This window comes from Streptomyces sp. WG7 (assembly GCF_049975785.1).
Lineage (GTDB): Bacteria > Actinomycetota > Actinomycetes > Streptomycetales > Streptomycetaceae > Streptomyces.
The window spans coordinates 65207-90948 of the sequence record NZ_JBNGGE010000005.1 but is presented as its reverse complement, the minus strand read 5'-3'; the positions used below and the strand labels follow the sequence as shown (position 1 = coordinate 90948).

Sequence of the window (25742 nt, the reverse complement as noted above, 5' to 3'; positions counted from 1 at the left end):
CCGGTGGGAAGCAAGGGAGTTCGGGGCGGCCGCTCAACGGTAGACACTTCCTATCGCGCGCAGGTCGGGGTGGGCCCCGGCCACGGGCCGCAGGCGCTGGGTGAAGGACCGCTTCACCTTCCGGGGCAGTCCGGGCCCCAGACCGACGTACTCCAGCGGTGAGGCGTCCGGCACCGCCGCCAGCAGGGACTTCGCGCCCCGGCCGGTGAGCCCGGTGTGGCACAGCTCCAGCCGGCGCAGCGGGCTGCCCGCGAGCGCGGCGGCCAGGGCGCGGGCGCCTTCGTCGCCGGTGGCGTTGGCGGGGGCGCCGAGGCTCCGCTCCGACATCGGCCGTCCCAGGTCGAGCGTCTCGATGGCGCCCAGGGCGCCGGCGAGGGCGCGCGCCCCGGCGGGGCCGATGCCGTTGCCGCCCAGGCCCAGGCGCACGGGTCCCCCGGAGTCGGCGGCGGCTGCCGCGAGGACGGCGGCGCCCTCGTCGCCGAGGTGGTTGGCGGGCAGGTACAGCTCCCGCACGCCCGCCTCCCGGATCAGGGCCGCCAGCAGGCCGGCGGCGTCGGCGGTCAGGCCGTTCCCGCCGAGGAAGAGGCGTTCCACCGGGTGCGGGCGGCCGGTGAGGGCGTCGACGAGGGCGCGCAGACTCCTGGTGGTGACACCGGTGTTGACCAGGTCGAGGGTGCGCAGTGTGGTGTTGCGGCGGAGCATCGCGGCGAGCGCCATCACGCCGTCGTCGCCCACCGGGTTGCGCTTGAGCCACAGGGCGCGGACGGTGTCGTCCGCGGAGAGCGTGTCCGCGAGCGCGTCGGCGCCTTCCGGGCCGATGCGGTTGCAGCCGAGGTAGAGCGTGTGCAGGCCGTGGCCGTCGACGAGCGCGCGGGCGACCGTCGACGCCCCCTCGTCGCCGATGGCGTTGGTGCCGAGCAGGACGTGCCGGGCGTGCGGTGAGGTGGCGGCGACGGGCATCAGCCGGGCGGCGCCGGCCGCCCCGAGGCCCTGCTTGCACAGGTCGACACGGCCGTCCGCGCGCACGGTGCCGAGCGGGAACACCTCGTCGGTCTCCACCGCCCGGGCCGACGTCAGCCGGGTCAGCAGCGGGTCCAGGCCGACAGGGTCACTGATCGGGATGTCCGGGTGCTCGATCGCCGGGCAGCGCACGGGTGTCGGCTGCGTCATCACCACTCCACCGGTCCATCGCCGGTGCCCGGCCCGCCGAGGACGGCATCGCCCTCCGCCCGCCCAGGACGGACCGACGCCAATCGACGTTCCTCCACGACAAGGGCGGCAAGGCCGGTCGGATTCGAACCGACGTCCTCCAGCTTGATGCTAGGGCGCGACGACCTCTGCGCTACAGCCTTGCCGTGGAAGATCATAGCCGGATCCGCCGACATGTCGATCAGTTGTTCGGCGGGACGTCCGGTGAGATGTCCGGTGAGATGTCCGGCGATGCCACCGGACGGTCAGTGGTGCGCGTCCGGCGGGTGCGGGGTGCGTCGGCCGACCGCGCGCCGCGTGCTCTCCCTCCGTTCCCGGACGGCCGAACCCGCCGCCCAGGTGGCGCCGAGAACGAGCAGTCCGAACACGGTCTGCACGGCCTTGCCTCCGCCCTGCTGGCTCTGCCCTCCCGTGACCGTGAGCAGGGCCGCGCCCGCGGCGCACAGCCCCGCGACGAAGGCCGCGGACAGCACCGGTGGTCCGCTCCTCGTCGTGGCCACCGCGTACAGGGCGTAGGAGGCGGCCGGGAACAGGGCCGGTCCGGCTCCGACCGCCAGTGCCACGCAGGCGGTGGTCAGGACGCATCCGAAGACCGGGACGGGCCACAGCCGGCGGGCGGCCAACGCCAGCGCGACGCTCAGGGACAACAGCCCTACGGTGCCGTCGCCCACCTCGCCGCCCCCGGCCGGCCGCAGTGCCGACACGTGCGGAAGCAGTGCGAACCCGAGGGCAGCAGGCACGTCGAGCATGACCAGGCGCCGAAAAGGGGTGTCACCCATGCGCGCGAACGTATGCGCTCGGTTGACGGCGCGTCCAACGTTCCGCGCGACAGCGCTTCCGCCGCGGCCCCGACCCGCGAGGGACGCCGGCCGGTCGACGGCCTGGTGGGGTGGCGGTGGGCGGTGCTCGTTCCGGTCAGCGGCCACAGCCGTGGGCCGGCACGCGTCGAGCCCTCCTCCCACCACCTCAAAAGGAGGTGGAAAAGGCCCCGTGACCGGCGGTACGGCCGGTGTCACTCAGGCGGGGCCACCGGCAGGACGTCCGGTGAGAGCGCGCCGGCGTGCGCGGAGACACTCGTCATCCGGCGGCGGTGGTGACGTCGGCACAGCACCTCGTAACCGACCTCCGCGGCCGGGCCGTTCACATCTCCGACGACGACCTGCTCGCCCGCCACGACCATCTCGCCGCCCACCGTGCGGGCGTTGTGCGTGGCACGCGCACCACACCAGCACATCGCCTCGACCTGAAGGGTCTCGATCCGGTCCGCCAGCTCGATCAGCCGCTGCGAGCCGGGGAACAGCTTCGTGCGGAAGTCGGTGGTGATGCCGAAGGCGAAGACGTCCAGGCCCAGGTCGTCCACGACGCGTGCCAACTGGTCGATCTGCTCCGGGGCGAGGAACTGCGCCTCGTCCACGATCACGTAGTCCACCCTGCCGCCCCGCGACAGCCGATCCACGAGGTAGGCGTGCAGATCCATGCCCGGAGCCGCCTCGGTCGCCTCCGTCACCAGACCCAGCCGCGAGGAAAGCTTCCCCTCCCCCGCACGGTCGTCCCGCGTGAAGATCACACCCTGTAGTCCTCGCGCCGACCGGTTGTGACCGATCTGCAGAGCAAGTGTCGACTTCCCGCAGTCCATGGTTCCGGAGAAGAACACGAGCTCGGGCATGAGGGGCTGAGCACCTTTCGGCAGAGAGGGCGGGGTACGCGGGGGGGGGTGGGTCAGGAGCGGATTTCGAGCAAGGGGACGAGCTGCTCGGCAGGGGTCATCGACCCGTGGTTGCCGACCATCGACGACTCGTTCGGCTCACGCTCGGAGGCGATGAGCAGCACGTCGTCCCGCGCGGCGGCGACCACGTCGCCGATGCGGTCGTACACCCGGTCGTCGATGCGGGGACCGAACCAGCCCGCGTCGATCGCCTCGTCGCGGGACGCCACCCAGAACTGCTCGCCGAGCACTTCCCGCCAGCAGGTCAGTACGTCGTTGTGCGCGCCGGGGACGGCGTAGACGTGCCGGGCGCGGCCCTCGCCGCCGAGGAGGGCGACGCCCGCCTTCAGCTCCCAGTCCTCGTCGAAGTCGATGCGGTGGTCCTCGTCGAAGGGCACGTCGATCATGCCGTGGTCGGCGGTGACGTACAGGGCGCTGCGCGGCGGCAGCTGCTCGGCGAGGCGCTGGACGAGCCGGTCGACGTGCGCGAGCTGGCCGCGCCAGGTGTCGGAGTCGACGCCGAAGCGGTGGCCGGCGCCGTCGACCTCGGCGTAGTACGTGTAGACGAGGGAACGGTCGGCGCGGGCCAGCTGCTCGGCGGCGCAGTCCATGCGGTCCTCGCCGGACAGGCGTCCGTGGAACTCACCACCGCTGAGCGCGACCTTGGTGAGCGGGGTGTTCGCGAAGGTCGGGGAGGAGACCTGGGCGGCGTGCACACCCGCCTCGTGGGCGAGGCCGAAGACGGTGGGGTACGGCTGCCAGCGGCCCGGTGCGGTCCACGGCTGCCAGCGCAGCTGGTTCATCAGCGCGCCGGTGGCCGGGTCGCGCACGGTGTAGCCGGGCAGGCCGTGGGCGCCCGGCGGCAGACCGGTGCCGACGGAGGCGAGGGAGGTCGCGGTGGTCGCCGGGTAGCCGGCGGTGATCGGGCGTCCGGTGCCGCCCCGTGAGCTGCCCAGCAGCGAGGTCAGGAAGGGGGCGTCCTCCGGGTGCGCACGCAGCTGCTCCCAGCCGAGGCCGTCGATCAGGAACACGCAGTTCCGGTCGGCGGGGGTCAGCTCCGTGATCCCGGCGGTCGTGCCGGGGACGCCGAGGCCTGCGGCGAGCGTGGGCAGCAGGTCGGCGAGCGATCCGGTGCCGTACTCGGGTACGGGGGCGGAGTCGACGGGGAGGGGTTCCGGCTCGGTGTCCCAGGCGGTGTGCTGCGCCATCAGCGGGAGGTGTCCGCGGTCGCCTCGGAGAGGGCCTGGGCGAAGGTGAGCGCCTGGCGCACCGTCTCCGGGCCGTCGCCGGCCTCGCTGACGCGCAGGCTGAGGTCGTCGGCCGTCGAGCTGCCCGTGTAGCCGTGGTCGGCCTCGCAGTTGGGGTCGCCGCAGGCGGCCGGCTCGAGGTCGAGGCGGGAGACGGCGCCCCAGCCGATGGTCAGCACGATCTCGCGGGGCAGCGTGCCCGGCTTGTACTGCTCCGGGTTGGCGACCACGCGGCTGACGACGATGGACGAGATCCGGCCGAGCTTGACGGACTCCGTGGACGTCGTGGCGTACGGCGTCGGGGAGGTGTCGTCGGCGGCCTGCTCGTCGGTGTGGCTGACGATGAAGCGGTTGCCGGTGAGCACGAGCACGGTCACGTGCCGGCGCACCTCGTTCTGGTCGAACGTCGTCTCCTGGTGGACCAGGTACGACCGCACGGGCTCGCCGCCCACAGCGGCCTCCACCGCCTCGGCCACGAGGGCCGGGTAGTAGCCGCTGCGCTCGATCGCCGCTCGCAGCCCCTGGGTCGTCGTACTGGTCTTGGCCATGCCGTCCATCCTACGGGGGCGCGCCGACTGCGCGGCACGCTCGTGCGAGACCCGTCCCGGGGCGCGGGCGGTCAGTACGCCGGCAGGGTCCGCGGGCCGAGGTCGTCCCTGGCGGGAGGAGGAGCCAGGCGGACGGCGGCGCCGAGGACGCTCAGGCCGCGCGGGGCGACGACGACCGGTTCCAGGGTGACCGCGACGACCTCCGGGTGGTCGTCCACCAGCCGGGAGACCCGCAGCAGCAGTTCCTCCAGGGCGGAGCTGTCGACCGGGGCCGAGCCGCGCCAGCCGAAGAGGAGGGGCGCGGTGCGGATCGAGCGGATGAGCGAGGTGGCGTCGCGGTCGGTGACCGGGACCAGCCGGTGCGCCATGTCGCCGAGCAGTTGCGTGGCCGCGCTGGCCAGACCGAAGGAGAGCACCGCGCCGGCCGCCGGGTCGATGACCGCCCGTACGACCGTGTCGACGCCGCGCGGGGCCATGCCCTGCACCACGGGGCGCAGCTCCTCGGGCTTCCCGAACAGCTCGGTCAACTCGGCGTATGCCCGCCGCAGCTGCTCCTCGTCCGCGAGGTCCAGGCGTACGCCGCCCAGGTCGGCGCGGTGGCGCAGGTGCGGGGCGGTGGCCTTGAGGGCGACGGGGTAGCCGATGGTCCGCGCGGCGGCGACGGCGTCGTCGGGGGTGGGGGCGGGCAGGGCGCGGTGGACATGGATGCCGTACCTGCCGAGCAGGTCGCAGGTCTCCTGCGGGCCGAGCGTGAGCCCCTGCCCGCGCGCGAGGTGCCCGGATATCAGCTCGGCGGCGCCCTTCTCGTCGATGTCCTCGTACTCCGGCACCTTGCCGGGGTCGGCGGCGTCGCGTCGCCACTGGGCGTAGGCGACGGCCTGGGCGAGGGCGCGGACGGCGCGTTCGGCGGCGGGGTAGGCCGGGATGAGGCGGGCGCCTTCCGTCCCCCCGCCGCCGGGCTCGCCGGTGGAGGGCCGCTGCGCGGAGGCGGGGCGGTCGACGGCGCCTGCCCCGGAGGCCAGGGGCGCCCGGGGCACGGCGGCCGAGAGCGCGTGCGGCCCGGGGGCCGGGGCCACCTGGGGCTCGGCGGACGAGGCGGCCCGGGGATCGGTGGACGAGGCGGCCCGGGGATCGGTGGACGAGGCGGCCCGGGGATCGGTGGACGAGGCGGCCCGGGGATCGGCGGTGGACGAGGCAACCTGGGGATCGGTGGGCGCAGCGGCCTGGGGCCCGTCGGACGAGACGGCCTGGGGCTCGTCGGATGGGGCAGCCCGGCTCTCCGCCGTCGAAGCCACCCGGGGGCCGGCGGCCGAAGCCGCCGTCTCCCGCCCGTCGGACGAGGCGGCCCGCGGCCCGCCGGGCGGAACCGCCTGCGGCGCCGTGCTCGTCGCCGCGGACAGGGCCTCCGCCAGGCCGCCCAGCTCCACGTGGACCACGAGGACCGGCTTGGCGGGCACCCCGGCCGCCGCCGAGCGGAGGGCCTCCGCCAGCGCCGCGTCTCCCGCCTGCCCCTCCCCCACCGTCGGGATGGCGGTCACCACCACCGCGTCGCACGTGTCGTCGGCCAGGGCCCGGGACAGGGCCTCGTGGAAGTCGCCGGCCGAGGCTGCCGTGGTCAGGTCCAGGGGAGGGTGCGGCCGCAGCCCCTCGGAGAGGCAGGCGTCGTACGTCAGCAGCCCCAGTGATTCCGAGTTCCCGAGGATCGCCACCCTCGGTCCGGCGGGCAGCGGCTGGCGGGCGAGGAGCAGACCCGCGTCGACCAGGTCGGTGATCGTGTCGACCCGGATCACGCCGGCCTGCCTCAGCAGCGCGGAGACCGTCGCGTGCGGCAGCCGTGTCGCCCGTACGGCGTGCCCCTGGGGCGCCACACCCCCGTGCCGGGCGCCCTGCACCACGACCAGCGGTTTGACGGCCGCCGTCCGCCGTGCCAGGCGGGTGAACTTGCGCGGGTTGCCGATGGACTCCAGGTACATCAGCGCGACGTCCGTCTCCGGGTCGTCGTACCAGTACTGAAGGACGTCGTTGCCGGAGACGTCGGCCCGGTTGCCGGACGAGACGAAGCTCGACACGCCGGTGACGCCGGTGACCCCGCCGCCGCGCCGGTGCAGCCGGGACAGCAGGGCGATGCCGATGGCACCGGACTGGGCGAACAGGCCGATCCGTCCGGTGCGGGGCATCTCGGGGGCGAGGGAGGCGTTGAGCCGCACGTCCGGGGACGTGTTGATGATCCCGAAGGCGTTGGGCCCGATGATCCGCATGCCGTACGTGCGCGCGTGCCGCACGAGTGCGCGCTGGCGTTCGCGTCCTTCGGGGCCGCTGTCGGCGTATCCGGCGGAGATCACGACGAGACCCTGCACCCCGTGCTCGCCGCACTCGGTGACCACCTCGGGGACGTGCTCGGCGGGCACGGTGACGACGGCCAGGTCGACGGGGCCGTCGATGTCGCGCACCGAGCGGCGCGCCGGGACCCCGTCCAGTTCCGTGCCGCCCTGGGGGAACGCCTTGTTCACGGCGTACAGCGACCCCGTGTAGCCCGCGTCCCGGATGTTGCCGAGGATGCTGCGGCCGACGCCTCCGGGTGTGCGGCCGGTGCCGATGACCGCCACCGACCCGGGCTGCAGCAGCCGCTGAACGGAACGCGCCTCCGCGCGGTGCTCGCGCGCGTACTGCACGGCGAGCGAGCGGTCGGTGGGTTCGAGGCCGAACTCCAGGCGGACCACGCCGTCCTCGAAACTCCGCTTCTGGGTGTACCCGGCGTCCATGAACACCTTGATCATCTTGGTGTTGGCGGGCAGCACCTCGGCGGCGAAGCGGCGGATGCCGCGCTCACGGGCGACGGCGGCGATGTGTTCCAGCAGCGCGGAGGCGACGCCGCGCCCCTGGTGGGCGTCCTGGACGAGAAAGGCGACCTCGGCCTCGTCGGAGACGGGAGGGGCGGGCGCGAAGCGCCCTCCGGCAAGGGCGGTGGTGGGCGAGGGGTGGGACGTCGCGGGTGTTCCACCGGCGCCGATCCGGTCGTAGCGTACGGTGGCGATGAACTCGCCGCCGATGGTGGCCGCGAGTCCCACCCGGTCCACAAAGTCGTGGTGCGTGAAGCGGTGGACGTCCTTGGCGGACAGGCGAGGGTACGGCGCGAAGAAGCGGTAGTACTTCGACTCGTCGGAGACCTGCTCGTAGAAGCTGACCAGGCGCTCGGCGTCATCAACGGTGATGGGGCGGACGCGCGCGGTGCCGCCGTCGCGCAGCACCACGTCGGCCTCCCAATGGGCGGGGTACTCGTGCCGGTCCGACGAGGTCTGCATGGGCCCCAGAGTACGGCTCGCGTACGACAACGGCGCGAGGCAGTCTGTGGAGGACGGAAGCTCGGACCGAGGCCGCGGTCCGACGACCACACGGGCGGCACACAGCCGTCCGGGCACGCTTCACGATGTGGGAAACTGGTCTAGACAAGACTGGTCTAGACAACATGAACCCCTGAATACCTGAAGGGCAGCATCACATGGCTGAGCGCCGCGTCAACGTCGGCTGGGCCGAGGGCCTCCACGCCCGCCCCGCCTCCATCTTCGTCCGAGCCGCCACGGCCACAGGCGTCCCGGTGACGATCGCCAAGGCCGACGGTTCCCCCGTCAACGCGGCCTCCATGCTGGCCGTCCTCGGCCTCGGCGCCCAGGGCGGCGAGGAGATCGTCCTCGCCTCCGACGCCGAGGGCGCGGACGCCGCCCTGGAGCGGCTGGCGAAGCTGGTCTCCGAAGGGCTCGAGGAGCTTCCCGAGACCGTCTGAGCCGTCTGAACCGTCTGACGGACAGCAGCATTGAAAGGCCCGCCCGGACCACCGGGCGGGCCTTTTGATTTCTTTCGGCTTCGCTCTTCTGCGGGCATCCGGGCATTCCGGGGCGTCGGTAGGCCAGGAAGTCGAGAAGTCAGAAAGTCGAGAAGCCAGAAAGTCGGGCAACCGGGCAGCCGGGCAGCAAAAAAGACTCCTCGAATTACTCTTACCCTCTCTTGTATACGGCCCTCGCGTTAAGCCCGCAGGCTCGACGTGTTTACGGCACGTTGCGATTTCCTCACACGCCTTGTCCGTTCGCCGTCGGAAGCGAATCGCAGCCGGTATCCCGGCGTCGACCGCTCGGTGTGCAGCATCATGAGCGCCCGCGCGCGCTCGCTGTCGCCCCGGGCCACCGCGTCGGCGATCGCACCGTGCTCCGCCCAGTACTCCACGGGTCCGGCCGGCGCGTCCACGGTGTACATCCAAGCGATCTTGTGGCGCAACTGGGTCAGCAACGCCGCCAGGGAGGGGCTGCCCGCGGCCTGGGCGAGGGTGTCGTGGAACCAGCCGCCCAGGGAACGCAGATCCTCGCTGTTGCCCTGCCTGGCCCGCTCCTGCCCCAGCCTGACCAGTCCGCGCAGCACCTTGAGGTGGGCCTCGGTACGGCGCCGGGCGGCCCGGGAGGCGCCGAGGGGTTCGAGGAGCGTACGGGCCTCCAACAGGTCGGCGGCCTCCTGTTCGCCGGGTTCCGCCACGCACGCGCCCGCATGCCGCCGGGTCACCACGAAGCCCTCGGCCTCCAGCGTGCGCAGGGCCTCACGGACCGGGACGCGGGAGACTCCGTAACGGCGGGCGAGCAGTTCCTCGGTGAGCCGGCTGCCGCGCCCGTGGACGCCGGCGACGATGTCGTCCCGGATCGCCGTGCACACCGAGTGCGCCGGAATACGCATGCCCGACCTCCGCCTTGATCCCCAAGAAAACGTCGACGATTGACGCGTGAGCAGTGACTCTAGGCCAGTCGGGCGGATATTCCGACGGCGGGGCGGATTTCATGGACATTTTTTGGACAGCGGCGACGCCTGGATCACCCACGGAAATGCGAACGCCCCGGCTCGGGAGCCGGGGCGTTCGAGTGCCGTACCGTCCGTCGTCAGACGTTCACACCGTGGGAGCGGAGATAGGCGACGGGGTCCATGTCCGAGCCGTACTCGGGGCTCGTACGGGCCTCGAAGTGCAGGTGGGCTCCGGTGACGTTGCCGGTGGCGCCGGAGAGGCCGATCTGGTGACCGGCGGCGACCGCCTGGCCGACCGAGACGGCGATGGAGGACAGGTGGCCGTACTGCGTGTACGTGCCGTCGTGCATCCTGATCACGACCTGGTTGCCGTACGCCCCGCCCCAGCCGGCCTCGACGACGGTGCCGACACCGACCGCGTGCACGGAGGTGCCGCTCGCGGCGTGGAAGTCGATGCCGGTGTGGCTGCCCGAGGACCACAGGGAGCTGCCGGCCTGGTAGGCGGTGGAGACGTAGGAGGCGGTGATCGGCGACACGAAGGTGTTGAGGCGCTCGCGCTCCGCCTCGCGCGCGGCGCGCTCCTTGGCCTCGCGTGCCTCCTCGGCCGCCTCGACGGCCCGCTCGCGTGCGGCCTCCTGGGCCGCCTCACGGGCGGCGGCGTCCAGCGCGGCCCGCTTCTGCGCGGTGGCCTGGGCGTCGATCTCGTCGGCTACGGCGTCGCCGATGGTGACGACCGGGGTGAGTCCGCTCTGCTCCGCCTCGGACTCGGCGGCGAGCGCCGGAGCGGCGAGGGTGCCGACGACACCGGTGGTGGCGAGGGCCGCGACGCCCGCCGCGTGGGCGGTGGTGCGATGCATCCGGCTGGGACGGCGATGCTTGCCGGTGGCGCGCGTGAACGCCATGTGGAGGCTGGTCCTTTCCTTCCCTCTCGCCTACCGGGTTAGCTGACGGGTTCGGAGCAGGAAGGTCTCCTACGGACCCCCTCGCTTCACGCGCGGGCGTCCGATTCACCCCAGGGACTGCGATGGGTCCCCGGCTCCCCTGGCTCGCGCCGTACGGGGACTCGGCGATGGCTGTCCGGTGCCGCGGGTGCGGCGCACTGCCTGACGAACAGCCCGGACGACGCTAAACGGGGTGTCTTCAATCCTCAAACGCAACCGGCCTTTTGTAGCGCACGCCACAGGGCAGACGGTCAGTCAGCCCCTCAATTCGGACAAAAGGCGGCCCTGGTGACACTGTGGTCACCAGGGCCGCCACGCGCGCGTGCCGCTACTCGGCCGCCACGACGGTCACTTCACCGATGCCGAGGGCCTCGACGGGCTCCTTGATCTGCGCCGCGTCGCCGACGAGGACCGTCACCAGACGGTCCACCGGGAAGGCGTTCACGACCGCCGCCGTGGCCTCCACGGTTCCCGTGGCGGCCAGTTGGCGGTAGAGCGTGGCCTGGTAGTCGTCCGGCAGGTGCTGTTCGACCTGGTCGGCCAGCGTGCTCGCCACGGCCGCAGCCGTCTCGTACTTCAGCGGCGCCACACCGACCAGGTTCTGCACGGCGACGTCGCGCTCGGCGTCGGTGAGCCCGCCCTCCGCGACCTTCCGCAGCACCGTCCACAGGTCCTCCAGCGCGGGACCGGTGTTGGGGGTGTCGACGGAGCCGCTGATGGCCAGCAGGGCGGCGCCCGTGCCGTCGGGCGCGGAACGCAGGACCTGTGCGAACGACCGCACGCCGTAGGTGTAGCCCTTCTCCTCGCGCAGGACGCGGTCCAGGCGCGAGGTGAGGGTGCCGCCGAGGCAGTAGGCGCCGAGCACCTGGGCGGGCCACACGCGGTCGTGCCGGTCGGAGCCGGTGCGACCGATCAGCAGCTGCGTCTGGACGGCTCCGGGGCGGTCCACGATGACGACCCGGCCCCTGTCGTCGGCGGTCACCGGCGGCACGGGACGCGGCTCGGCGGCGGAGCCGGTCCACGCGCCCAGCGTGTCACCGAGCAGCGCGTCGAGGTCGACGCCGGTGAGGTCGCCGACGACCACCGCGGTGGCCGTGGCGGGCCGGACGTGCTTCTCGTAGAAGGCGCGTACGGCCGCGGAGTCGATGCTCGCGACCGTCTCCTCGGTGCCCTGACGCGGGCGCGACATGCGCGTCCCGGCCGGGAACAGCTCCTTGTAGAGCTCCTTGGCCGCGCGGCGTGCCGGGTTGGCCAGCTCGTGCGGAATCTCGTCGAGCCGGTTGCGGACCAGCCGCTCGACTTCGCTGTCCGCGAACGCGGGCGCCCGGAGGGCGTCGGCGACCAGGCCGAGGGCCTTGGCGAGGCGCGAGACGGGCACCTCCAGGCTCAGCCGGACGCCGGGGTGGTCGGCGTGTGCGTCGAGGGTGGCGCCGCAGCGCTCCAGCTCGGCGGCGAACTCCTCGGCGGAGTGCTTGTCGGTGCCCTCGGAGAAGGCGCGCGCCATGATCGTGGCGAGGCCGTCGAGGCCGGCCGGTTCGGCGTCGAGGGGTGCGTCCAGATTGATCTCGACAGCGACGACCTGCTGGCCGGGGCGGTGGCAGCGCAGCACCGTCAGGCCGTTGTCGAGGCTGCCGCGCTCCGGGGCCGGGAACGCCCACGGCTTGGGCTCGCCGGCCTGCGGCTGAGGGTGGAATTCCATGGTGGCGAGCTCGGTCACTTGGCCGCCTCCTCGTTCTCGTCGGTGGCGTTCGTGTCGGCGTCGTTGTCGTCGGCGTTGTCGTCGGCGTCGGCGGGGGCCGTGGGCTCGTAGACGAGCACCGCGCGGTTGTCGGGACGCAGGCGTGCCTTGGCGACCTCCTGGACCTCCTCTGCCGTCACCTCGAGCACCCGCTGCACGGCGGTGAGGGCGAGCTGCGGGTCGCCGAACAGGACGGCGTACCGGCACAGTTCGTCGGCGCGGCCCGCGACCGTACCCAGGCGGTCCAGCCACTCGCGCTCCAACTGGGCCTGGGCGCGCTCCATCTCCTCCGGCGTGGGCCCCTCCTCCGCGAACCGGGCGAGCTCCTCGTCGATGGCGGACTCGATGACCGGCACCTCGACGTCACCGGACGTCTTCACGTCCAGCCACCCCAGGGAGGGTGCTCCGGCGAGCCGCAGCAGACCGAACCCGGCGGCGACGGCCGTGCGGTCGCGGCGCACCAGCCGGTTGTACAGGCGGGACGACTCGCCGCCGCCCAGGACGGTGAGAGCCACGTCGGCCGCGTCGCACGCGCGCGTGCCGTCCTCCGGCAGGCGGTAGGCCGCCATCAGGGCGCGGGCCGGGACCTCCTCCTCGACGATCTCGCGCAGCTGCCCGCCCATGACATCCGGCAGCGAGCCGTCCCGGGGGGCCTGCTTGCCGTCGTGCGAGGCGATGGAACCGAAGTACTTCTCGATCCAGGCGAGCGTCTGCTCGGGGTCGATGTCGCCGACGACCGACAGCACCGCGTTGTTCGGCGCGTAGTAGGTGCGGAAGAACGCGCGCGCGTCCTCCAGCGTCGCCGCGTCCAGGTCGGCCATCGAGCCGATCGGCGTGTGGTGGTAGGGGTGGCCCTCCGGGTAGGCGAGGGCGGTCAGCTTCTCGAAGGCCGTGCCGTAGGGCACGTTGTCGTAGCGCTGGCGGCGCTCGTTCTTGACGACGTCACGCTGGTTCTCCATCGACTCGTCGTCCAGGGCGGCCAGCAGGGAGCCCATGCGGTCGGCCTCCAGCCACAGAGCGAGCTCCAGCTGGTGGGCGGGCATGGTCTCGAAGTAGTTGGTCCGCTCGAAGCTGGTGGTGCCGTTGAGCGAGCCGCCGGCGCCCTGCACCAGCTCGAAGTGGCCGTTGCCCTTGACCTGGGCGGAACCCTGGAACATGAGGTGCTCGAAAAGGTGAGCCAGGCCGGTACGCCCCTTGACTTCGTGGCGGGAGCCGACGTCGTACCAGAGGCACACCGCCGCGACCGGGGTCAGGTGGTCCTCGGAGAGCACCACGCGCAGGCCGTTGGCCAGGCGGTGCTCGGTCGCTGTCAGGCCGCCGGAGCCTGCCTGGGCTGTGGCCGTGTGACCCATGGGCATGTACGTCCCTTCGATCGCGAAATCCTTGGCGGAATCACTTGGTGAAACACTTGGTGGATCATTGGGCGGAACTGCGGAATTCCGCCGATCCTTCCGATCCTGCCACTGTATGCAAGCGTGCGGGCCGCCCGTGGAGTTCCCGGACCTCGTACGCCGAGAGCGAGAACGGGGTCGGCGACCCGGCGGGGGCGGGGGCGCGGCACGAGGGCGTACCCTGCGGGCAGCGCCGGGCCGGGCAGCCCGTGACGGGTCCTGGTCGGTCGCTGTCAGTGCCGCGGTCCACAATGGACCGCGTCAGATCACCGTTCACGCTTCAGCAAGGAGCCGGCAGCGATGGCCCGCCGTAGTACGAAGACCCCGCCGCCCGACGACTCGTACGAGGAGAAGATCCTCGACATCGACGTCGTCGACGAGATGCAGGGCTCCTTCCTCGAGTACGCGTACTCGGTCATCTACTCCCGTGCGCTGCCGGACGCCCGCGACGGCCTCAAGCCGGTGCACCGCCGCATCGTCTACCAGATGAACGAGATGGGCCTGCGGCCCGAGCGTGGCTACGTGAAGTGCGCCCGCGTCGTCGGCGAGGTCATGGGCAAGCTGCACCCGCACGGCGACGCGTCGATCTACGACGCCCTGGTGCGCATGGCCCAGCCTTTCTCGATGCGCGTCCCCCTGGTGGACGGCCACGGCAACTTCGGCTCGCTGGGCAACGACGACCCGCCGGCCGCCATGCGGTACACCGAGTGCCGGATGGCCGAGGCCACCAGCCTGATGACGGAGTCCATCGACGAGGACACCGTCGACTTCGGCCCGAACTACGACGGCCAGGAGCAGGAGCCGGTGGCACTGCCCGCCGCCTTCCCGAACCTGCTGGTCAACGGCGCCTCGGGCATCGCGGTCGGCATGGCCACGAACATGCCGCCGCACAATCTGCGCGAGGTCATCGCGGCCGCCCGGCACCTCATCCGGTACCCGAACGCCGACCTCGAAGCCCTGATGAAGCACGTTCCGGGCCCCGACCTGCCCACCGGCGGCCGGATCGTCGGTCTGCCCGGCATCCGGGACGCCTACGAGACGGGCCGCGGCACGTTCAAGATCCGGGCGACGGTCGCCGTGGACACGGTGACGGCCCGCCGCAAGGGTCTCGTCGTGACCGAGCTGCCCTTCGCGGTCGGCCCGGAGAAGGTGATCGCCAAGATCAAGGACCTGGTCGGCTCGAAGAAGCTCCAGGGCATCGCCGACGTCAAGGACCTCACCGACCGCGAGCACGGACTGCGCCTGGTCATCGAGATCAAGAACGGCTTCGTGCCGGAGGCGGTCCTGGAGCAGCTCTACAAGCTGACGCCGATGGAGGAGTCCTTCGGCATCAACAACGTCGCCCTGGTGGACGGCCAGCCCCTCACCCTGGGCCTCAAGGAACTGCTGGAGGTCTATCTCGACCACCGCTTCAACGTCGTGCGGCGCCGCAGCGAGTACCGCCGCGCCAAGCGCCGCGACCGTCTGCACCTGGTCGAGGGCCTGCTCACCGCCCTGGTCGACATCGACGAGGTCATCCGCCTCATCCGCTCCAGTGAGAACTCCGCACAGGCCAAGCAGCGCCTGATGGAGCGCTTCTCGCTGAGCGACGTCCAGACCCAGTACATCCTGGACACGCCGCTGCGGCGGCTCACCAAGTTCGACCGCATCGAGCTGGAGTCCGAGCAGGACCGGCTGAACGCGGAGATCGAGGAGCTGACCCGGATCCTCGACTCCGACGCGGAGCTGCGCAAGCTGGTCTCCACCGAACTGGCCGCGGTCGCCAAGAAGTTCGGCACCGACCGCCGTACGACACTGCTGGAGTCGAGCGGCGCCCCGGTCGCCGCCGTGCCGCTCCAGGTGGCGGACGACCCGTGCCGGGTGCTGCTGTCCTCCACGGGCCTGCTGGCCCGCACCGCGAACGACGAGCCGCTCGTCACGGAGGCGGGGGCCAAGCGGGTCAAGCACGACCTGATCGTCTCGGCGGTGCCTGCCACGGCGCGCGGCGAGGTGGGCGTGGTGACGTCCGCGGGGCGTCTGCTGCGGGTGAACGTCGTGGACCTCCCCCAGCTCCCCGAGCCCCTGCCGACGCCGAACCTCTCGGGTGGCGCTCCGCTCGCGGAGTTCGTGACCCTGGAGGACGACGAGACGGTCATCTGTCTGACCACGCTGGACGAGTCCTCCCCCGGCCTGGCGCTCGGTACGGAACAGGGTGTCGTCAAGCGTGTGGTGCCCGACTACCCGTCCCACAAGGACGAGTTGGAGGTCATCAGCCTCAAGGAGGGCGACCGGATCGTCGGCGGTGCCGAGCTGCGCACCGGCGACGAGGACCTGGTCTTCATCACGGACGACGCGCAGTTGCTGCGCTACCAGGCCTCGCAGGTCCGCCCGCAGGGCCGTCCCGCGGGCGGTGTGGCGGGCATCAAGCTCACCGACGGTGCCAGGGTCATCTCCTTCACGGCGGTGGACCCGGCCGCGAAGGCGGTCGTCTTCACGATCGCCGGTTCGCGCGGCACTCTGGACGACTCCGTCCAGACCACGGCGAAACTCACCCCCTTCGACCAGTACCCGCGCAAGGGCCGCGCCACGGGGGGTGTGCGCTGCCAGCGGTTCCTGAAGGGCGAGGACTGCCTGGCCTTCGCCTGGGCGGGTGCCACCCCGGCGCTCGCCGCGCAGAAGAACGGTTCCCCGGCTCAGCTCCCGGAGATCGACCCGCGCCGCGACGGCTCGGGGGTGTCACTGCCGAAGACGGTGTCGGTGGTGGCGGGACCGGCTTAGGGGGGGTGTCGTTTGGATCTTGCCGGGGTCGCTTGCAAGGCACCGGTGCCTGGAGCCGACCTGACCCAAACGACACCCCCTAGGGCCCGCCCCAGGGAACGGGCGGCGGCTCCTCGCCGCCCGGCTCGCTGTCGTCGGGATCCCCGCCGTCGGATTCCATGTCGCCCGGTTCGATGTCGCCCGGTTCCCCGCCCTCGGGCTCCGGTACGTAGCGCAGGACGCCCCACATGCCGTGCTCGTCGGCGTGCGGGGCGTCGGGATCCGCGCGGCACGCGCCGAGTTCCTCGCCGAGGGCGGGCGCGTCGATGCCGGAGCCGATGAGGACGAGCTGGGTGCGGCGGGCGTCGGCAGGCCCCCAGGGCTCCGGGTAGAAGCGCAGGAAACGGCCCACGGCGTGGACGGCGTACCGGTTCCGCGTGTCGTACGGACCGAAGTCGACGTACCCCTTGATCCGGTACAGGCCCTCCGGCCTGCTGTCCAGGAAGCGCATGAGCCGGCGCGGGTCCAGCGGGAGATCGGAGACGAACGACAGGGTGTCGTAGGCGGCGTGCAGGTGCTCGGCGTGTGCGCCGCCCCTGGAGTGGTCGTACAGGTCGTCGAAGGACAGCTGCCCCACGCGCTCCTCGCTCGGCCGGCAGTCGTAGAGGAACTCGGGGTCGATGCGGCCGTAGGTCGCGGGCACGACGGCGGCGCGGTCGCTGAGCGACCGGACGAGCGCGAGTACCCGCTCGGCGCCCGGAACCCGGTCGGTCTTGTTGACCACGACCAGGTCGGCGAGGGCCAAGTGCCGGTCGATCTCGGGGTGCTTGGCGCGCGTGTCGTCGAACTCGGCGGCGTCGACGACCTCGACGAGCCCGCCGTAGACGACCTCCGGCTGCTCACTCGCGAGAAGCATGCGGACGAGTTCCTGCGGCTCGGCGAGCCCGCTGGCCTCGATGACGATGACGTCGATACCGGTGTCGGGCCGGGCCAGGCGTTCCAGGTACCCGTCCAGTTCGCCGGCGTCGACGGCACAGCACAGACACCCGTTGCCGAGCGAAACGGTGGAGTCGCCGAGTGCGCCGGCGACGGCCATCGCGTCGATCTCGATCGAGCCGAAGTCATTCACGATGGCGCCGATACGGCTGCCTCCACTGCGATGGAGGAGGTGGTTGAGAAGGGTGGTCTTTCCGGAGCCGAGGAACCCGGCGAGTACGACGACCGGGATCTGCTGCGGAATCGAGCGCTGCCCCACCGTGCGACCTCTCTCTCACCTACGCGTACGCCGGTCCGCGGCAGAACGTAGACCCACATACGGAATTGCCTGCTCAGGATACGAGCCGACGCAGTGCCCGCGGAGTGAACGATTGTTAGCAGCGCCGGCTGGGCAGACGTTTTGCATGGCGCCGGACCGTGCGACCCTCGCTTCCCTCCGTGCGCCTCCTCTCCGCCTCCCCGCCGGTCAGCGCCGCTCGGCACTCTGGAGGCGGCAGCGCCAGCCATCGCTCGCCGGTCCCCGTCAGCCGACCCGCACTCGACGACCGGCGGGCGGTCGCCTGATTCGGGGGTTGACATGGTCACACGGAAGAACATCACGGGGAGGTTCGGCTCCGCCGCAGCGTGTCTGCTGGTCGCCACGGCCGGGTTGACGCTGGCCGCGCGTCACCGTGCGCTGGAAGCGGAACGGCTGCGCATACGGCGGCTCGAACTCGAGGAGACCGCCTCGCGCCGCCGGGCGCTCGCTCACCAGCAGCGCATGCACTGGGAACTGCTGTCCAGGGCGATCGACGACCCGTCGCTGGCCTCGGTGATCGACACATACGCGCCCGACATTCCGGCGGAGAAGCGCCGTCAGTACTTCTATGCCAACGCCTGGTACATCAACCTCTACCACCTCTACCGCGCGGGACTTGTGGACCAGGAGGAGTTGTACGGGCATGCCCGTGAGCTCTTCCAGAACCCTCTGATGCGGGAGTACTGGGATGCATCGAGGGGGCAGCGCGCGACGCTCAAGCAGTCGTCCGACGAAGCCCGGATCGGCCACTTGGTAGACGGCCTCATCAGCGACCTCGACGAGGCCGACACGGATGAATGGTGGGTGGTGGGCACGCCTCCCTCGCCCTGACCTCCGGGCTTTCCCGGCGACGCCGTCAGCGAAGGCGCATGAGGGTCACCGCGGAGTGCCTTTCGGCCATGCGGTCACCCCGTCCCCACGACCACCCGTACTCTCCCCCTCCAAGCGATGCGCTCGGAACAGCGCACGGTCGCCGGCCTGCCCGCCGCGCCGGCTTTCACCGCCGGGCAGGTGCGGATCATGGAGGTGTCACATGACCCTGGAAGCCATCGTCTTCCTCGCCGTCGCCGCAGCCGTCGGCTACCTGGTGAACCGGCGGGAAGGAATCGGGGCCGGTGTCGCGGCAGGCGCCGCCGTCATAGCCGTTCTCTGCCTGTTGTCGCCCAGCGTCCCGCCGACGACACCGTCGCCGCCCGCAGCCCCGGAGCAGATCCCCAGCACGTCTTCCGCTCCCCCACGCGCATGAGGGCCGCGACAAGGCGGAAAGCAGGACACGCCGCTCTGTCGCCCTCACCGCTCACTGCCAACCAGTAGGGTGCTGCCCGCCCCTGAGAGAGCAGATCCGACGTAAGGACCGGTAACCCTTGAAAATCGTGCGCCGTATCGGTGTGCCGCCAAGTGCCCGTGGCAGTGCTTCAGGAGCGAACTGCCCCGACCTGTTCGAACTGAGCGACGGCAACTTCGCCGTCATCGGCACCGAGGCCACCGAGGCGCTGGAGCGTGAGCTGCCCGCCGACGCCGCCCGCGCCGACTACGAACGCATCGTGGTCATCAGCCGGGAAACCCTGATCCGCGCCAAGGCGGACATCCCCGACGCCTGACCTCCCGCGAGGCACGCGTCCGCCCGGACCCGTACCCCGTCACACCGTTCCGGCCGCACGCAACCGTCCACCGCGCCGGACCAGTCGTCCGTCGAGCCCTCGGCACCCCGTCCCGCTCGACGGCCCCACCGATGAGGCCTGGCGCCGGAACGGCACCAGGCCGCACGGATCCTCAGCCGCCGCCGGTGCCCCGACCGGCGCCCCCTGCCCCGCACACCGCACCCCCGTGGCCCGGACGGCTGGCAGGACCGCACACGCGCCGGAGGAGTACGGCGAGCGTCCATGGCGCACGCGCCGGAGAGTACGGCGAGCGCCCACCGCGCACGCGTACCAGCGGGCTCCACTCGGGTCCGCAGCCGCTGACAAGCCCTGCCGAAGCAGCGCTCAGGCGCGGCTGGAAGTCGCCGCGGCACAAGTCAGGTTAGGCTCACCTCTGTGAGTACGTGCTCAGTCGCCTCCCGGAACCTCGACGAGCCCGTTTCGGGCACCGCACCCGTCGCGAGGACCTGGTTGCTGCTCGAACAGCCCGGCCCGTGGGGCGCCAAGGCGCTCACGTCGAGCCACCTGGATCCCGCGCTGGGGCGTGCCCTGGAGGCGCAGGCGAAGGGGACGGGCGTACGCATCGCGCTCATCCGCCGGCCCGGACGCCACGCGGACGGCGGCACTCCAGCCGAGCGCCGGGTGTACGCGGCCCACACCGTGCCGGGAAACGTGTGGCTGCACGGCACCACACTCACGGACCCCCGCCGGCTGCTCGACCTCGATTTCGCCGCGCTCGGCAGGGGCGACCGCCGTACCTTCGAGTCGGTGCTCGACGGCGGTCCCCACCCGGGCGATCCGCTCGCCCTCGTCTGTACCAACGGCAAGCGCGACCGGTGCTGCGCGCTCCTCGGCCGGCCGCTGGCTGCCGAGCTCGCCGCGTCCGGGGCCGAGGGCGTATGGGAGGTCACCCATCTGGGCGGGCACCGCTTCTCGCCGACGGTGCTCGTGCTGCCCCACGGGTACGCGTACGGCCGGGTCCAGGCCCACACGGTCAAGGAGATCCTGCACGGTGCGCGGGAGGCACGGGTCGTCGTCGAGGGCTGCCGCGGGAACTCCTCGTGGGAGCGCCCCGGACAGGCGGCCGAGCTGGCCGTGCGCTCGGCCGTGGGCGAGGACGCGGCGCAGGTGCTGAGCGTCGTACGGACGGACGGTGCCGCACCGCACTGGGAGGTGACCGTGGCCCACGCCGACGGCCGGCACTGGCGGGTCACCGTCGAGCAGGACGCGTCGGTACCGCCGCGTCCGGAGAGCTGCGGGACGTCGGTGCTGGGCTCGCCGGCGCGGATGGCGGTCACCGCGGTGCGGGAACTGTCGGTGACGGCGGCGCTCGCCGGCTGAAGCCGGCCCGGGGACGGAGGGAGGGGCCCGACGGCCGCGAGGGGTCCCGGCCGGGCCTCCCTCGTCCAAGGCGCTCGGGAGATCCGCGCCACACCCCTCTACGGCATGTCAGAGCCTCCACGTACCGTCATGGGTATGAGTCCCACTCCCCCCGTTCGCCGCCTGCGCCTCGGCCTGCCGCGGCGGGTGTTCTCGCAGGTGCTGCTGATGCAGCTGGCGATCGCGGCGGGAGTCGTCGTGCTCGCGACCGGGCTCTTCCTGGCGCCGCTCAGCGACCAGCTGGACGACCAGGCGATGCGCCGGGCGCTGGCGATCGCGCAGACCACGGCGCAGCAGCCACAGGTGGTACGGGACCTGCGCACCACCCGGCCCGCGCCCGACGGGCCGGTGCAACAGGAGACGGAGCGGATCCGGAGGGCCACGGGGGCGGAGTACGTCGTCGTGATGGACCGGCAGGGCGTGCGCTGGTCGCACACCGACCCGGAGCGGATCGGCGAGGTCGTCTCGACCGACCCCGGGCAGGCCCTGGCCGGCCGTGAGGTCATGGAGATCGACGACGGCACCCTGGGCCGCTCCGCGCGCGGCAAGGTGCCCCTGCGCGACAGCGAAGGCGCCGTCGTCGGCGCCGTCTCGGTGGGCATCGCCTACGACAGCGTCCGGGCCCGGCTGATCCACGCCATCCCCGGCCTGTTCGCGTACGCCGGTGGCGCCCTGGCCGTCGGCGCGCTGGCCGCCTGGTTCATCTCGCGCAGGGTCCAGCGGCAGACCCGGGACCTGGCCTTCTCGGACATCGCGGGGCTGCTCGCGGAGCGCGAGGCCATGCTGCACGGCATCCGGGAGGGCGTCGTCGCCCTGGACCGCGGCGGCAGGGTACGCCTGCTGAACGACGAGGCCCAGCGTCTGCTGGGCATCGGTGGCGAGGCCGTCGGCCGCTCCCCCGACGAGGCGCTCGGCGCGGGGCGCACGGCCGACGTCCTGGCCGGCCGGGTGACCGGGACCGACCTGCTCACGGTGCGCGGCCAGCGGGTGCTGGTCGCCAACCGGATGCCCACCGACGACGGCGGTGCCGTCGCCACGCTGCGCGACCGCACCGAGCTGGAGCAGCTCGGCCGGGAGCTGGACTCGACGCGCGGCCTGATCGACGCCCTGCGCGCGCAGGACCACGAGCACGCCAACCGCATGCACACCCTGCTGGGGCTGCTCGAACTGGAGATGTACGACGACGCCGTGGAGTTCGTCGGCGAGGTGGTCGGCGACCACCGGGTCACCGCTGAGCAGATCACCGAGCGGATCCGGGATCCCCTTCTCGCCGCCCTGCTGGTCGGCAAGGCGACCGTCGCGGCCGAACGCGGAGTCGCCCTGTGGGTGTCGGACCGGACGCGGCTGCCGGACCTCCTGGTCGACCCCAGGGGGCTCGTGACGATCGTCGGTAACTTGGTCGACAACGCGCTCGACGCCGTCGCGGGGACGCCGCACGCGCGCGTGGAGGTCGAATTGCGTGCGCAGGGCCGTACGGCCACGCTCAGGGTTCGTGACACCGGGCCCGGGATACCGGCGGAACACCGCGAGCTGGTGTTCGCGGCGGGATGGTCCACCAAGGAACCGCCGGCCCACCGCCAGCGCGGCATCGGGCTGTCTCTGGTACGCAGGCTGGCCGAGCGGCAGGGCGGCAGTGCCACCGTCGGTGAGGCGCACGGCGGGGGCGCGGAGTTCGTCGTCGTCCTGCCCGAGGCGCTGGCCGAACCAGACCTGGAACACGCCTTCACCGCCCCCGTGAACACCGTTGCCGAGGAGGAGTCCCGATGATCGAGGTCCTGGTCGTGGACGACGACACGCGGGTCGCGCGGGTCAACGCCGCCTACGTCGAGAAGGTTCCGGGCTTCCACGTCGCCGGCGAGGCGCACAGCGCGCTGGAGGCGCTGCACAGCGTGGAGATGCTGCCGCGCCTGGACCTGATCCTGCTGGACCACTACCTGCCCGACCGGACCGGTCTGGAGGTCGTCCAGGAGATGCGGCGACGTGGCCATCAGACCGACGTGATCATGGTGACGGCGGCACGGGACGTGTCGACCGTCCAGGCGGCGATGCGCCAGGGTGCCCTGCAGTACCTGGTCAAACCGTTCGCCTTCGCCGGGCTGCGCGCCAAGCTGGAGGCGTACGCGGAGCTGCGGCGCACTCTCGACGGCGGTGGTGAGGCGGAGCAGGCCGAGGTCGACCGCATCTTCGGCGCCCTCTCGGCACCGTCGGAGCCGGGGCTGCCCAAGGGGCACTCCCCCACCACCGCCGAGCTCGTGCGCCAGTGCCTGCTGAAGGCCGACGGTGCGCTCTCCGCCCAGGAGATCGCCGAACGGACCGGGGTGAGCCGCCAGACCGCACAGCGCTATCTGAAACTGCTGGAGCGCACGGGACGGGCCCGGCTGACCCTCAAGTACGGCGACGCGGGCCGCCCGGAGCACCGTTACGAGTGGGCGACCCGCGCCTGAGGAGTCCGGACGCCATGGACGGGCCCGGGGCGTCGCGGTGGCCGGCCGTGCCTTCGGGGCCCCTCTCGGCACCTCGGGGGGTGCGTTGCTCGACCGCATGCCCAAGGCTGGGCAGAACGGGAAGATGCCTCACTCTTTCGCAGGGAGTCAGGCGTCAGGGGTTCGCCCTCCGATTCCCTACGGTGCGAGCGTCGGCCAGAGGCGGAGGAGCCGCTTGTGCGGCCGGCCGGGCAGCCGTCGGGCAGTGGCCTTCCCGGGCAGTTGCCGGACCCAGGCACCTTGCCGGGCCCGGCAGCTCGATCGCCGCCGGGCCAGGCTCAACGGTTACGCGCGGTCGTACGCGGTTACGCGTCGATGCGCGAACGGTCCAGCGTCGCCGCCGAGCTGGAGATGAACTCCTTGCGGGGCGCGACGTCGTTGCCCATCAGCAGGTCGAAGACCTGCTCGGCGGAGTCCAGGTCGGTGAGGTTGATCCGGCGCAGGGTGCGGCGCCGCGGGTCCATGGTCGTCTCCGCCAGTTGGTCGGCGTCCATCTCGCCCAGGCCCTTGTACCGCTGGATGGAGTCCTTGTACCGGATGTTCTTGCTCTGGAACTCCATGAGTGTGTCCCGCAGCTCCCGGTCCGAGTACGTGTAGACGTACTTGTCCTGGCCCTTCTTCGGCTGGACGAGCTCGATGCGGTGCAGCGGCGGCACCGCGGCGAAGACCCGGCCCGCCTCCACCATGGGCCGCATGTAGCGGTGGAACAGGGTCAGGAGCAGAGTACGGATGTGGGAGCCGTCCACATCGGCGTCGGTCATCATGATGATCTTGCCGTAGCGGGCCGCGTCGATGTCGAAGGTACGGCCGGACCCGGCTCCTATGACCTGGATGATCGCGCCGCACTCGGCGTTCTTCAGCATGTCGGTCACGGACGACTTCTGAACGTTGAGGATCTTGCCGCGGATCGGCAGCAGCGCCTGGAACTCGGAGTTCCGGGCAAGCTTCGCCGTACCCAGCGCGGAGTCGCCCTCGACGATGAACAGCTCGCTGCGGTCGACGTCGTCGCTGCGGCAGTCGGCGAGCTTGGCGGGCAGCGAGGAGGATTCCAGGGCCGTCTTGCGGCGCTGGGCGTCCTTGTGCTGACGGGCGGCGATGCGGGTGCGGGCCGCGGCGACGGCCTTCTCCATGACCACCCGTGCCTGCTGGGCCGCGTCGCGCTTCGTGGAGGTCAGGAACGCCTTGAGTTCCTTGGTGATGACGTTGTTCACGATGCGGCGGGCCGCCGAGGTGCCGAGGACCTCCTTGGTCTGGCCCTCGAACTGCGGCTCGGCGAGGCGGACCGTCACGACCGCCGTCAGACCCTCCAGGGCGTCGTCCTTGACGATGTCGTCCTCGGCGACGCGCAGCAGCTTCTTGGTGCGCAGCACCTCGTTCATCGTCTTGGCCACCGCTTGTTCGAAGCCCGCGACGTGGGTGCCGCCCTTGGGCGTGGCGATGATGTTGACGAACGACCTGAGGGTGGTGTCGTACCCGGTGCCCCAGCGCATCGCGACGTCGACGCCGAGTTCGCGGGTGACCTCGGTGGGCGTCATCTGGCCGTGCTCGTCCAGGACGGGGACCGTCTCCTTGAAGCTGCCCTGTCCACTGAAGCGCAGCACGTCACAGACGGGCCTGTCACTGGCCAGGAACTCGCAGAACTCGCTGATGCCGCCGTCGAAACGGAAGGACTCCTCGCCCTTGCTGCCGCCGTCACCGAGACCGTACTCGTCGCGGACGACGATGGTCAGTCCGGGCACCAGGAACGCGGTCTGGCGGGCCCGCTGGTGCAGGTTCTCCAGGGAGAGCTTGGCGTCCTTGAGGAAGATCTGCCGGTCGGCCCAGTACCGCACGCGCGTGCCGGTACGGCTCTTGGGGATCTTCCTGGCCTTGCGCAGCCCGCTCGCGGCCTCGAACTTCGCGTCCGGCCCCCTCCCCGTGAAGGCGCCCGGAACGCCACGCCGGAAGCTGATGGCGTTGGTGTGCCCGTTGCGGTCCACCTCGATGTCCAGCCGGGCGGACAGGGCGTTCACCACGGAGGCGCCGACGCCGTGCAGACCGCCGGATGCGGCGTACGAGCCGCCTCCGAACTTGCCGCCGGCGTGCAGCTTGGTCATGACGACCTCGACACCGGACAGGCCGGTCTTGGGCTCGACGTCGACCGGGATGCCCCGGCCGTTGTCCCTGACCTCCACCGACGCGTCGTCGTGGAGGATCACCTCGATGTGGTCGCAGTAACCGCCGAGGGCTTCGTCGACGGAGTTGTCGATGATCTCCCACAGGCAGTGCATCAGGCCACGGCTGTCGGTCGATCCGATGTACATGCCCGGACGCTTCCGCACGGCCTCGAGCCCTTCGAGGACGAGCAGGTGCCGCGCGGTGTAGTTGGATCCGTCCCGGTCTGCTCCTGCCAGCAGCGCAGTGGACGGCACGGATGTCTCGGCGGTCACGCGGTTCGCTCCTCGCTGAATTTCAGATGGGGCCCCGCTGGGTAAGGGCGCGGCTCAGTTCACCGGTCAGAGGGTACCGAGGCCTGGTAGAGCCGTTGTAACGCCACCCTCGTCGAGGGTTCACCCTAGTCCAGCGTCGCATGCCTGTTCGATCCCTCGAAGGGGTGAAGTACACATCACGTTCCCTTCGACGCATGAACCATTTAGGCTCCGGGCACGTCC

At 71.8% G+C, this 25742-nt stretch carries 20 protein-coding genes and 1 riboswitch; of the genes, 8 read left to right on the top strand and 12 right to left on the bottom strand.

Translation table 11 applies throughout. The features are described from left to right. Positions 1-33 precede the first annotated feature (33 nt). From ACP4J0_RS07835 to ACP4J0_RS07810, 6 genes are all read right to left on the bottom strand, one after another. Positions 34-1170 (bottom strand): gala protein, encoded by a 1137-nt coding sequence (locus tag ACP4J0_RS07835; RefSeq protein WP_426597885.1) that lies wholly within the window; start codon positions 1168-1170, stop codon positions 34-36. 284 nt (positions 1171-1454) lie between these two features. Beyond that, a complete protein-coding gene (locus ACP4J0_RS07830; protein WP_426597884.1) occupies positions 1455-1988 on the bottom strand; it encodes a DUF7134 domain-containing protein in 534 nt (177 codons plus the stop codon). A 233-nt stretch (positions 1989-2221) separates the two neighbouring features. Then, positions 2222-2875, bottom strand: coding sequence for a thymidine kinase (locus tag ACP4J0_RS07825; RefSeq protein ID WP_426597883.1), 654 nt, complete (start codon positions 2873-2875; stop codon positions 2222-2224). Positions 2876-2928: 53 nt separating this feature from the next. Next, a complete protein-coding gene (locus ACP4J0_RS07820) occupies positions 2929-4122 on the bottom strand; it encodes an alkaline phosphatase family protein (RefSeq protein WP_426597882.1) in 1194 nt (397 codons plus the stop codon). Then, entirely contained in the window at positions 4122-4718 is a 597-nt protein-coding gene (locus ACP4J0_RS07815) for a DUF5998 family protein (RefSeq protein WP_426521837.1), read from the bottom strand. Before ACP4J0_RS07815 ends, ACP4J0_RS07820 begins: the two co-directional genes overlap by 1 nt. Positions 4719-4780: 62 nt before the next feature. Beyond that, the gene (locus tag ACP4J0_RS07810; RefSeq protein ID WP_426597881.1) at positions 4781-8011 is read right to left on the bottom strand and encodes a GNAT family N-acetyltransferase; all 3231 of its coding nucleotides are present in this window, start codon (positions 8009-8011) and stop codon (positions 4781-4783) included. A 197-nt stretch (positions 8012-8208) separates the two neighbouring features. Between ACP4J0_RS07810 and ACP4J0_RS07805 the strand changes: the two genes are divergently transcribed. Next, complete coding sequence (locus tag ACP4J0_RS07805; RefSeq protein ID WP_053138275.1) at positions 8209-8490, top strand: HPr family phosphocarrier protein; 282 nt, start codon at positions 8209-8211, stop codon at positions 8488-8490. A gap of 239 nt (positions 8491-8729) precedes the next feature. On the opposite strand, the gene ACP4J0_RS07800 is transcribed toward ACP4J0_RS07805, so the two are convergent. The 4 genes from ACP4J0_RS07800 to ACP4J0_RS07785 form a co-directional block, all read right to left on the bottom strand. After that, entirely contained in the window at positions 8730-9425 is a 696-nt protein-coding gene (locus ACP4J0_RS07800; protein ID WP_426597880.1) for a GntR family transcriptional regulator, read from the bottom strand. A 200-nt stretch (positions 9426-9625) separates the two neighbouring features. Beyond that, the gene (locus ACP4J0_RS07795) at positions 9626-10390 is read right to left on the bottom strand and encodes a M23 family metallopeptidase (protein ID WP_426597879.1); all 765 of its coding nucleotides are present in this window, start codon (positions 10388-10390) and stop codon (positions 9626-9628) included. Between the two features lie 12 nt (positions 10391-10402). Next, a riboswitch (cyclic di-AMP (ydaO/yuaA leader) is annotated at positions 10403-10567 on the bottom strand. Between the two features lie 190 nt (positions 10568-10757). Further along, a complete protein-coding gene (locus ACP4J0_RS07790) occupies positions 10758-12146 on the bottom strand; it encodes a M16 family metallopeptidase (RefSeq protein ID WP_426597878.1) in 1389 nt (462 codons plus the stop codon). Then, positions 12143-13525, bottom strand: a complete 1383-nt coding sequence (locus ACP4J0_RS07785) for a M16 family metallopeptidase (RefSeq protein WP_426597877.1) — start codon at positions 13523-13525, stop codon at positions 12143-12145. Before ACP4J0_RS07785 ends, ACP4J0_RS07790 begins: the two co-directional genes overlap by 4 nt. A gap of 333 nt (positions 13526-13858) precedes the next feature. Here ACP4J0_RS07785 and ACP4J0_RS07780 point away from each other — a divergent pair, with 333 nt between their 5' ends. After that, positions 13859-16315 (top strand): DNA gyrase/topoisomerase IV subunit A, encoded by a 2457-nt coding sequence (locus ACP4J0_RS07780; RefSeq protein ID WP_426597876.1) that lies wholly within the window; start codon positions 13859-13861, stop codon positions 16313-16315. Positions 16316-16394: 79 nt separating this feature from the next. On the opposite strand, the gene ACP4J0_RS07775 is transcribed toward ACP4J0_RS07780, so the two are convergent. Next, entirely contained in the window at positions 16395-17549 is a 1155-nt protein-coding gene (locus ACP4J0_RS07775; RefSeq protein WP_426597875.1) for a CobW family GTP-binding protein, read from the bottom strand. A 318-nt stretch (positions 17550-17867) separates the two neighbouring features. Between ACP4J0_RS07775 and ACP4J0_RS07770 the strand changes: the two genes are divergently transcribed. The 6 genes from ACP4J0_RS07770 to ACP4J0_RS07745 all read left to right on the top strand — a co-directional run bounded on the left by ACP4J0_RS07770 (position 17868) and on the right by ACP4J0_RS07745 (position 23052). Then, positions 17868-18419 (top strand): DUF6082 family protein, encoded by a 552-nt coding sequence (locus ACP4J0_RS07770; protein ID WP_426597874.1) that lies wholly within the window; start codon positions 17868-17870, stop codon positions 18417-18419. A gap of 202 nt (positions 18420-18621) precedes the next feature. After that, entirely contained in the window at positions 18622-18834 is a 213-nt protein-coding gene (locus tag ACP4J0_RS07765) for a hypothetical protein (protein ID WP_426597873.1), read from the top strand. Positions 18835-18952: 118 nt separating this feature from the next. Beyond that, positions 18953-19189 (top strand): hypothetical protein, encoded by a 237-nt coding sequence (locus ACP4J0_RS07760; RefSeq protein WP_398135373.1) that lies wholly within the window; start codon positions 18953-18955, stop codon positions 19187-19189. 435 nt (positions 19190-19624) lie between these two features. Beyond that, a complete protein-coding gene (locus ACP4J0_RS07755; RefSeq protein WP_426597872.1) occupies positions 19625-20569 on the top strand; it encodes a sucrase ferredoxin in 945 nt (314 codons plus the stop codon). Positions 20570-20704: 135 nt separating this feature from the next. Beyond that, positions 20705-22375, top strand: coding sequence for an ATP-binding protein (locus ACP4J0_RS07750; protein WP_426597871.1), 1671 nt, complete (start codon positions 20705-20707; stop codon positions 22373-22375). Continuing rightward, entirely contained in the window at positions 22372-23052 is a 681-nt protein-coding gene (locus tag ACP4J0_RS07745; RefSeq protein ID WP_426597870.1) for a response regulator, read from the top strand. Before ACP4J0_RS07750 ends, ACP4J0_RS07745 begins: the two co-directional genes overlap by 4 nt. A gap of 344 nt (positions 23053-23396) precedes the next feature. Here the strand turns inward: ACP4J0_RS07745 and ACP4J0_RS07740 are convergent, their stop codons facing one another. Continuing rightward, entirely contained in the window at positions 23397-25520 is a 2124-nt protein-coding gene (locus ACP4J0_RS07740) for a DNA gyrase/topoisomerase IV subunit B (RefSeq protein WP_426597869.1), read from the bottom strand. Positions 25521-25742 lie beyond the last annotated feature (222 nt).

Bases quoted from the DNA above. Each gene is read 5' to 3' on its own strand.
- ACP4J0_RS07835 (WP_426597885.1), bottom strand. From the start codon at position 1,170: ATGACGCAGCCGACACCCGTGCGCTGCCCGGCGATCGAGCACCCGGAC.
- ACP4J0_RS07830 (WP_426597884.1), bottom strand. From the start codon at position 1,988: ATGGGTGACACCCCTTTTCGGCGCCTGGTCATGCTCGACGTGCCTGCT.
- ACP4J0_RS07825 (WP_426597883.1), bottom strand. From the start codon at position 2,875: ATGCCCGAGCTCGTGTTCTTCTCCGGAACCATGGACTGCGGGAAGTCG.
- ACP4J0_RS07820 (WP_426597882.1), bottom strand. From the start codon at position 4,122: ATGGCGCAGCACACCGCCTGGGACACCGAGCCGGAACCCCTCCCCGTC.
- ACP4J0_RS07815 (WP_426521837.1), bottom strand. From the start codon at position 4,718: ATGGACGGCATGGCCAAGACCAGTACGACGACCCAGGGGCTGCGAGCG.
- ACP4J0_RS07810 (WP_426597881.1), bottom strand. From the start codon at position 8,011: ATGCAGACCTCGTCGGACCGGCACGAGTACCCCGCCCATTGGGAGGCC.
- ACP4J0_RS07805 (WP_053138275.1), top strand. From the start codon at position 8,209: ATGGCTGAGCGCCGCGTCAACGTCGGCTGGGCCGAGGGCCTCCACGCC.
- ACP4J0_RS07800 (WP_426597880.1), bottom strand. From the start codon at position 9,425: ATGCGTATTCCGGCGCACTCGGTGTGCACGGCGATCCGGGACGACATC.
- ACP4J0_RS07795 (WP_426597879.1), bottom strand. From the start codon at position 10,390: ATGGCGTTCACGCGCGCCACCGGCAAGCATCGCCGTCCCAGCCGGATG.
- ACP4J0_RS07785 (WP_426597877.1), bottom strand. From the start codon at position 13,525: ATGCCCATGGGTCACACGGCCACAGCCCAGGCAGGCTCCGGCGGCCTG.
- ACP4J0_RS07780 (WP_426597876.1), top strand. From the start codon at position 13,859: ATGGCCCGCCGTAGTACGAAGACCCCGCCGCCCGACGACTCGTACGAG.
- ACP4J0_RS07770 (WP_426597874.1), top strand. From the start codon at position 17,868: ATGGTCACACGGAAGAACATCACGGGGAGGTTCGGCTCCGCCGCAGCG.
- ACP4J0_RS07765 (WP_426597873.1), top strand. From the start codon at position 18,622: ATGACCCTGGAAGCCATCGTCTTCCTCGCCGTCGCCGCAGCCGTCGGC.
- ACP4J0_RS07750 (WP_426597871.1), top strand. From the start codon at position 20,705: ATGAGTCCCACTCCCCCCGTTCGCCGCCTGCGCCTCGGCCTGCCGCGG.
- ACP4J0_RS07745 (WP_426597870.1), top strand. From the start codon at position 22,372: ATGATCGAGGTCCTGGTCGTGGACGACGACACGCGGGTCGCGCGGGTC.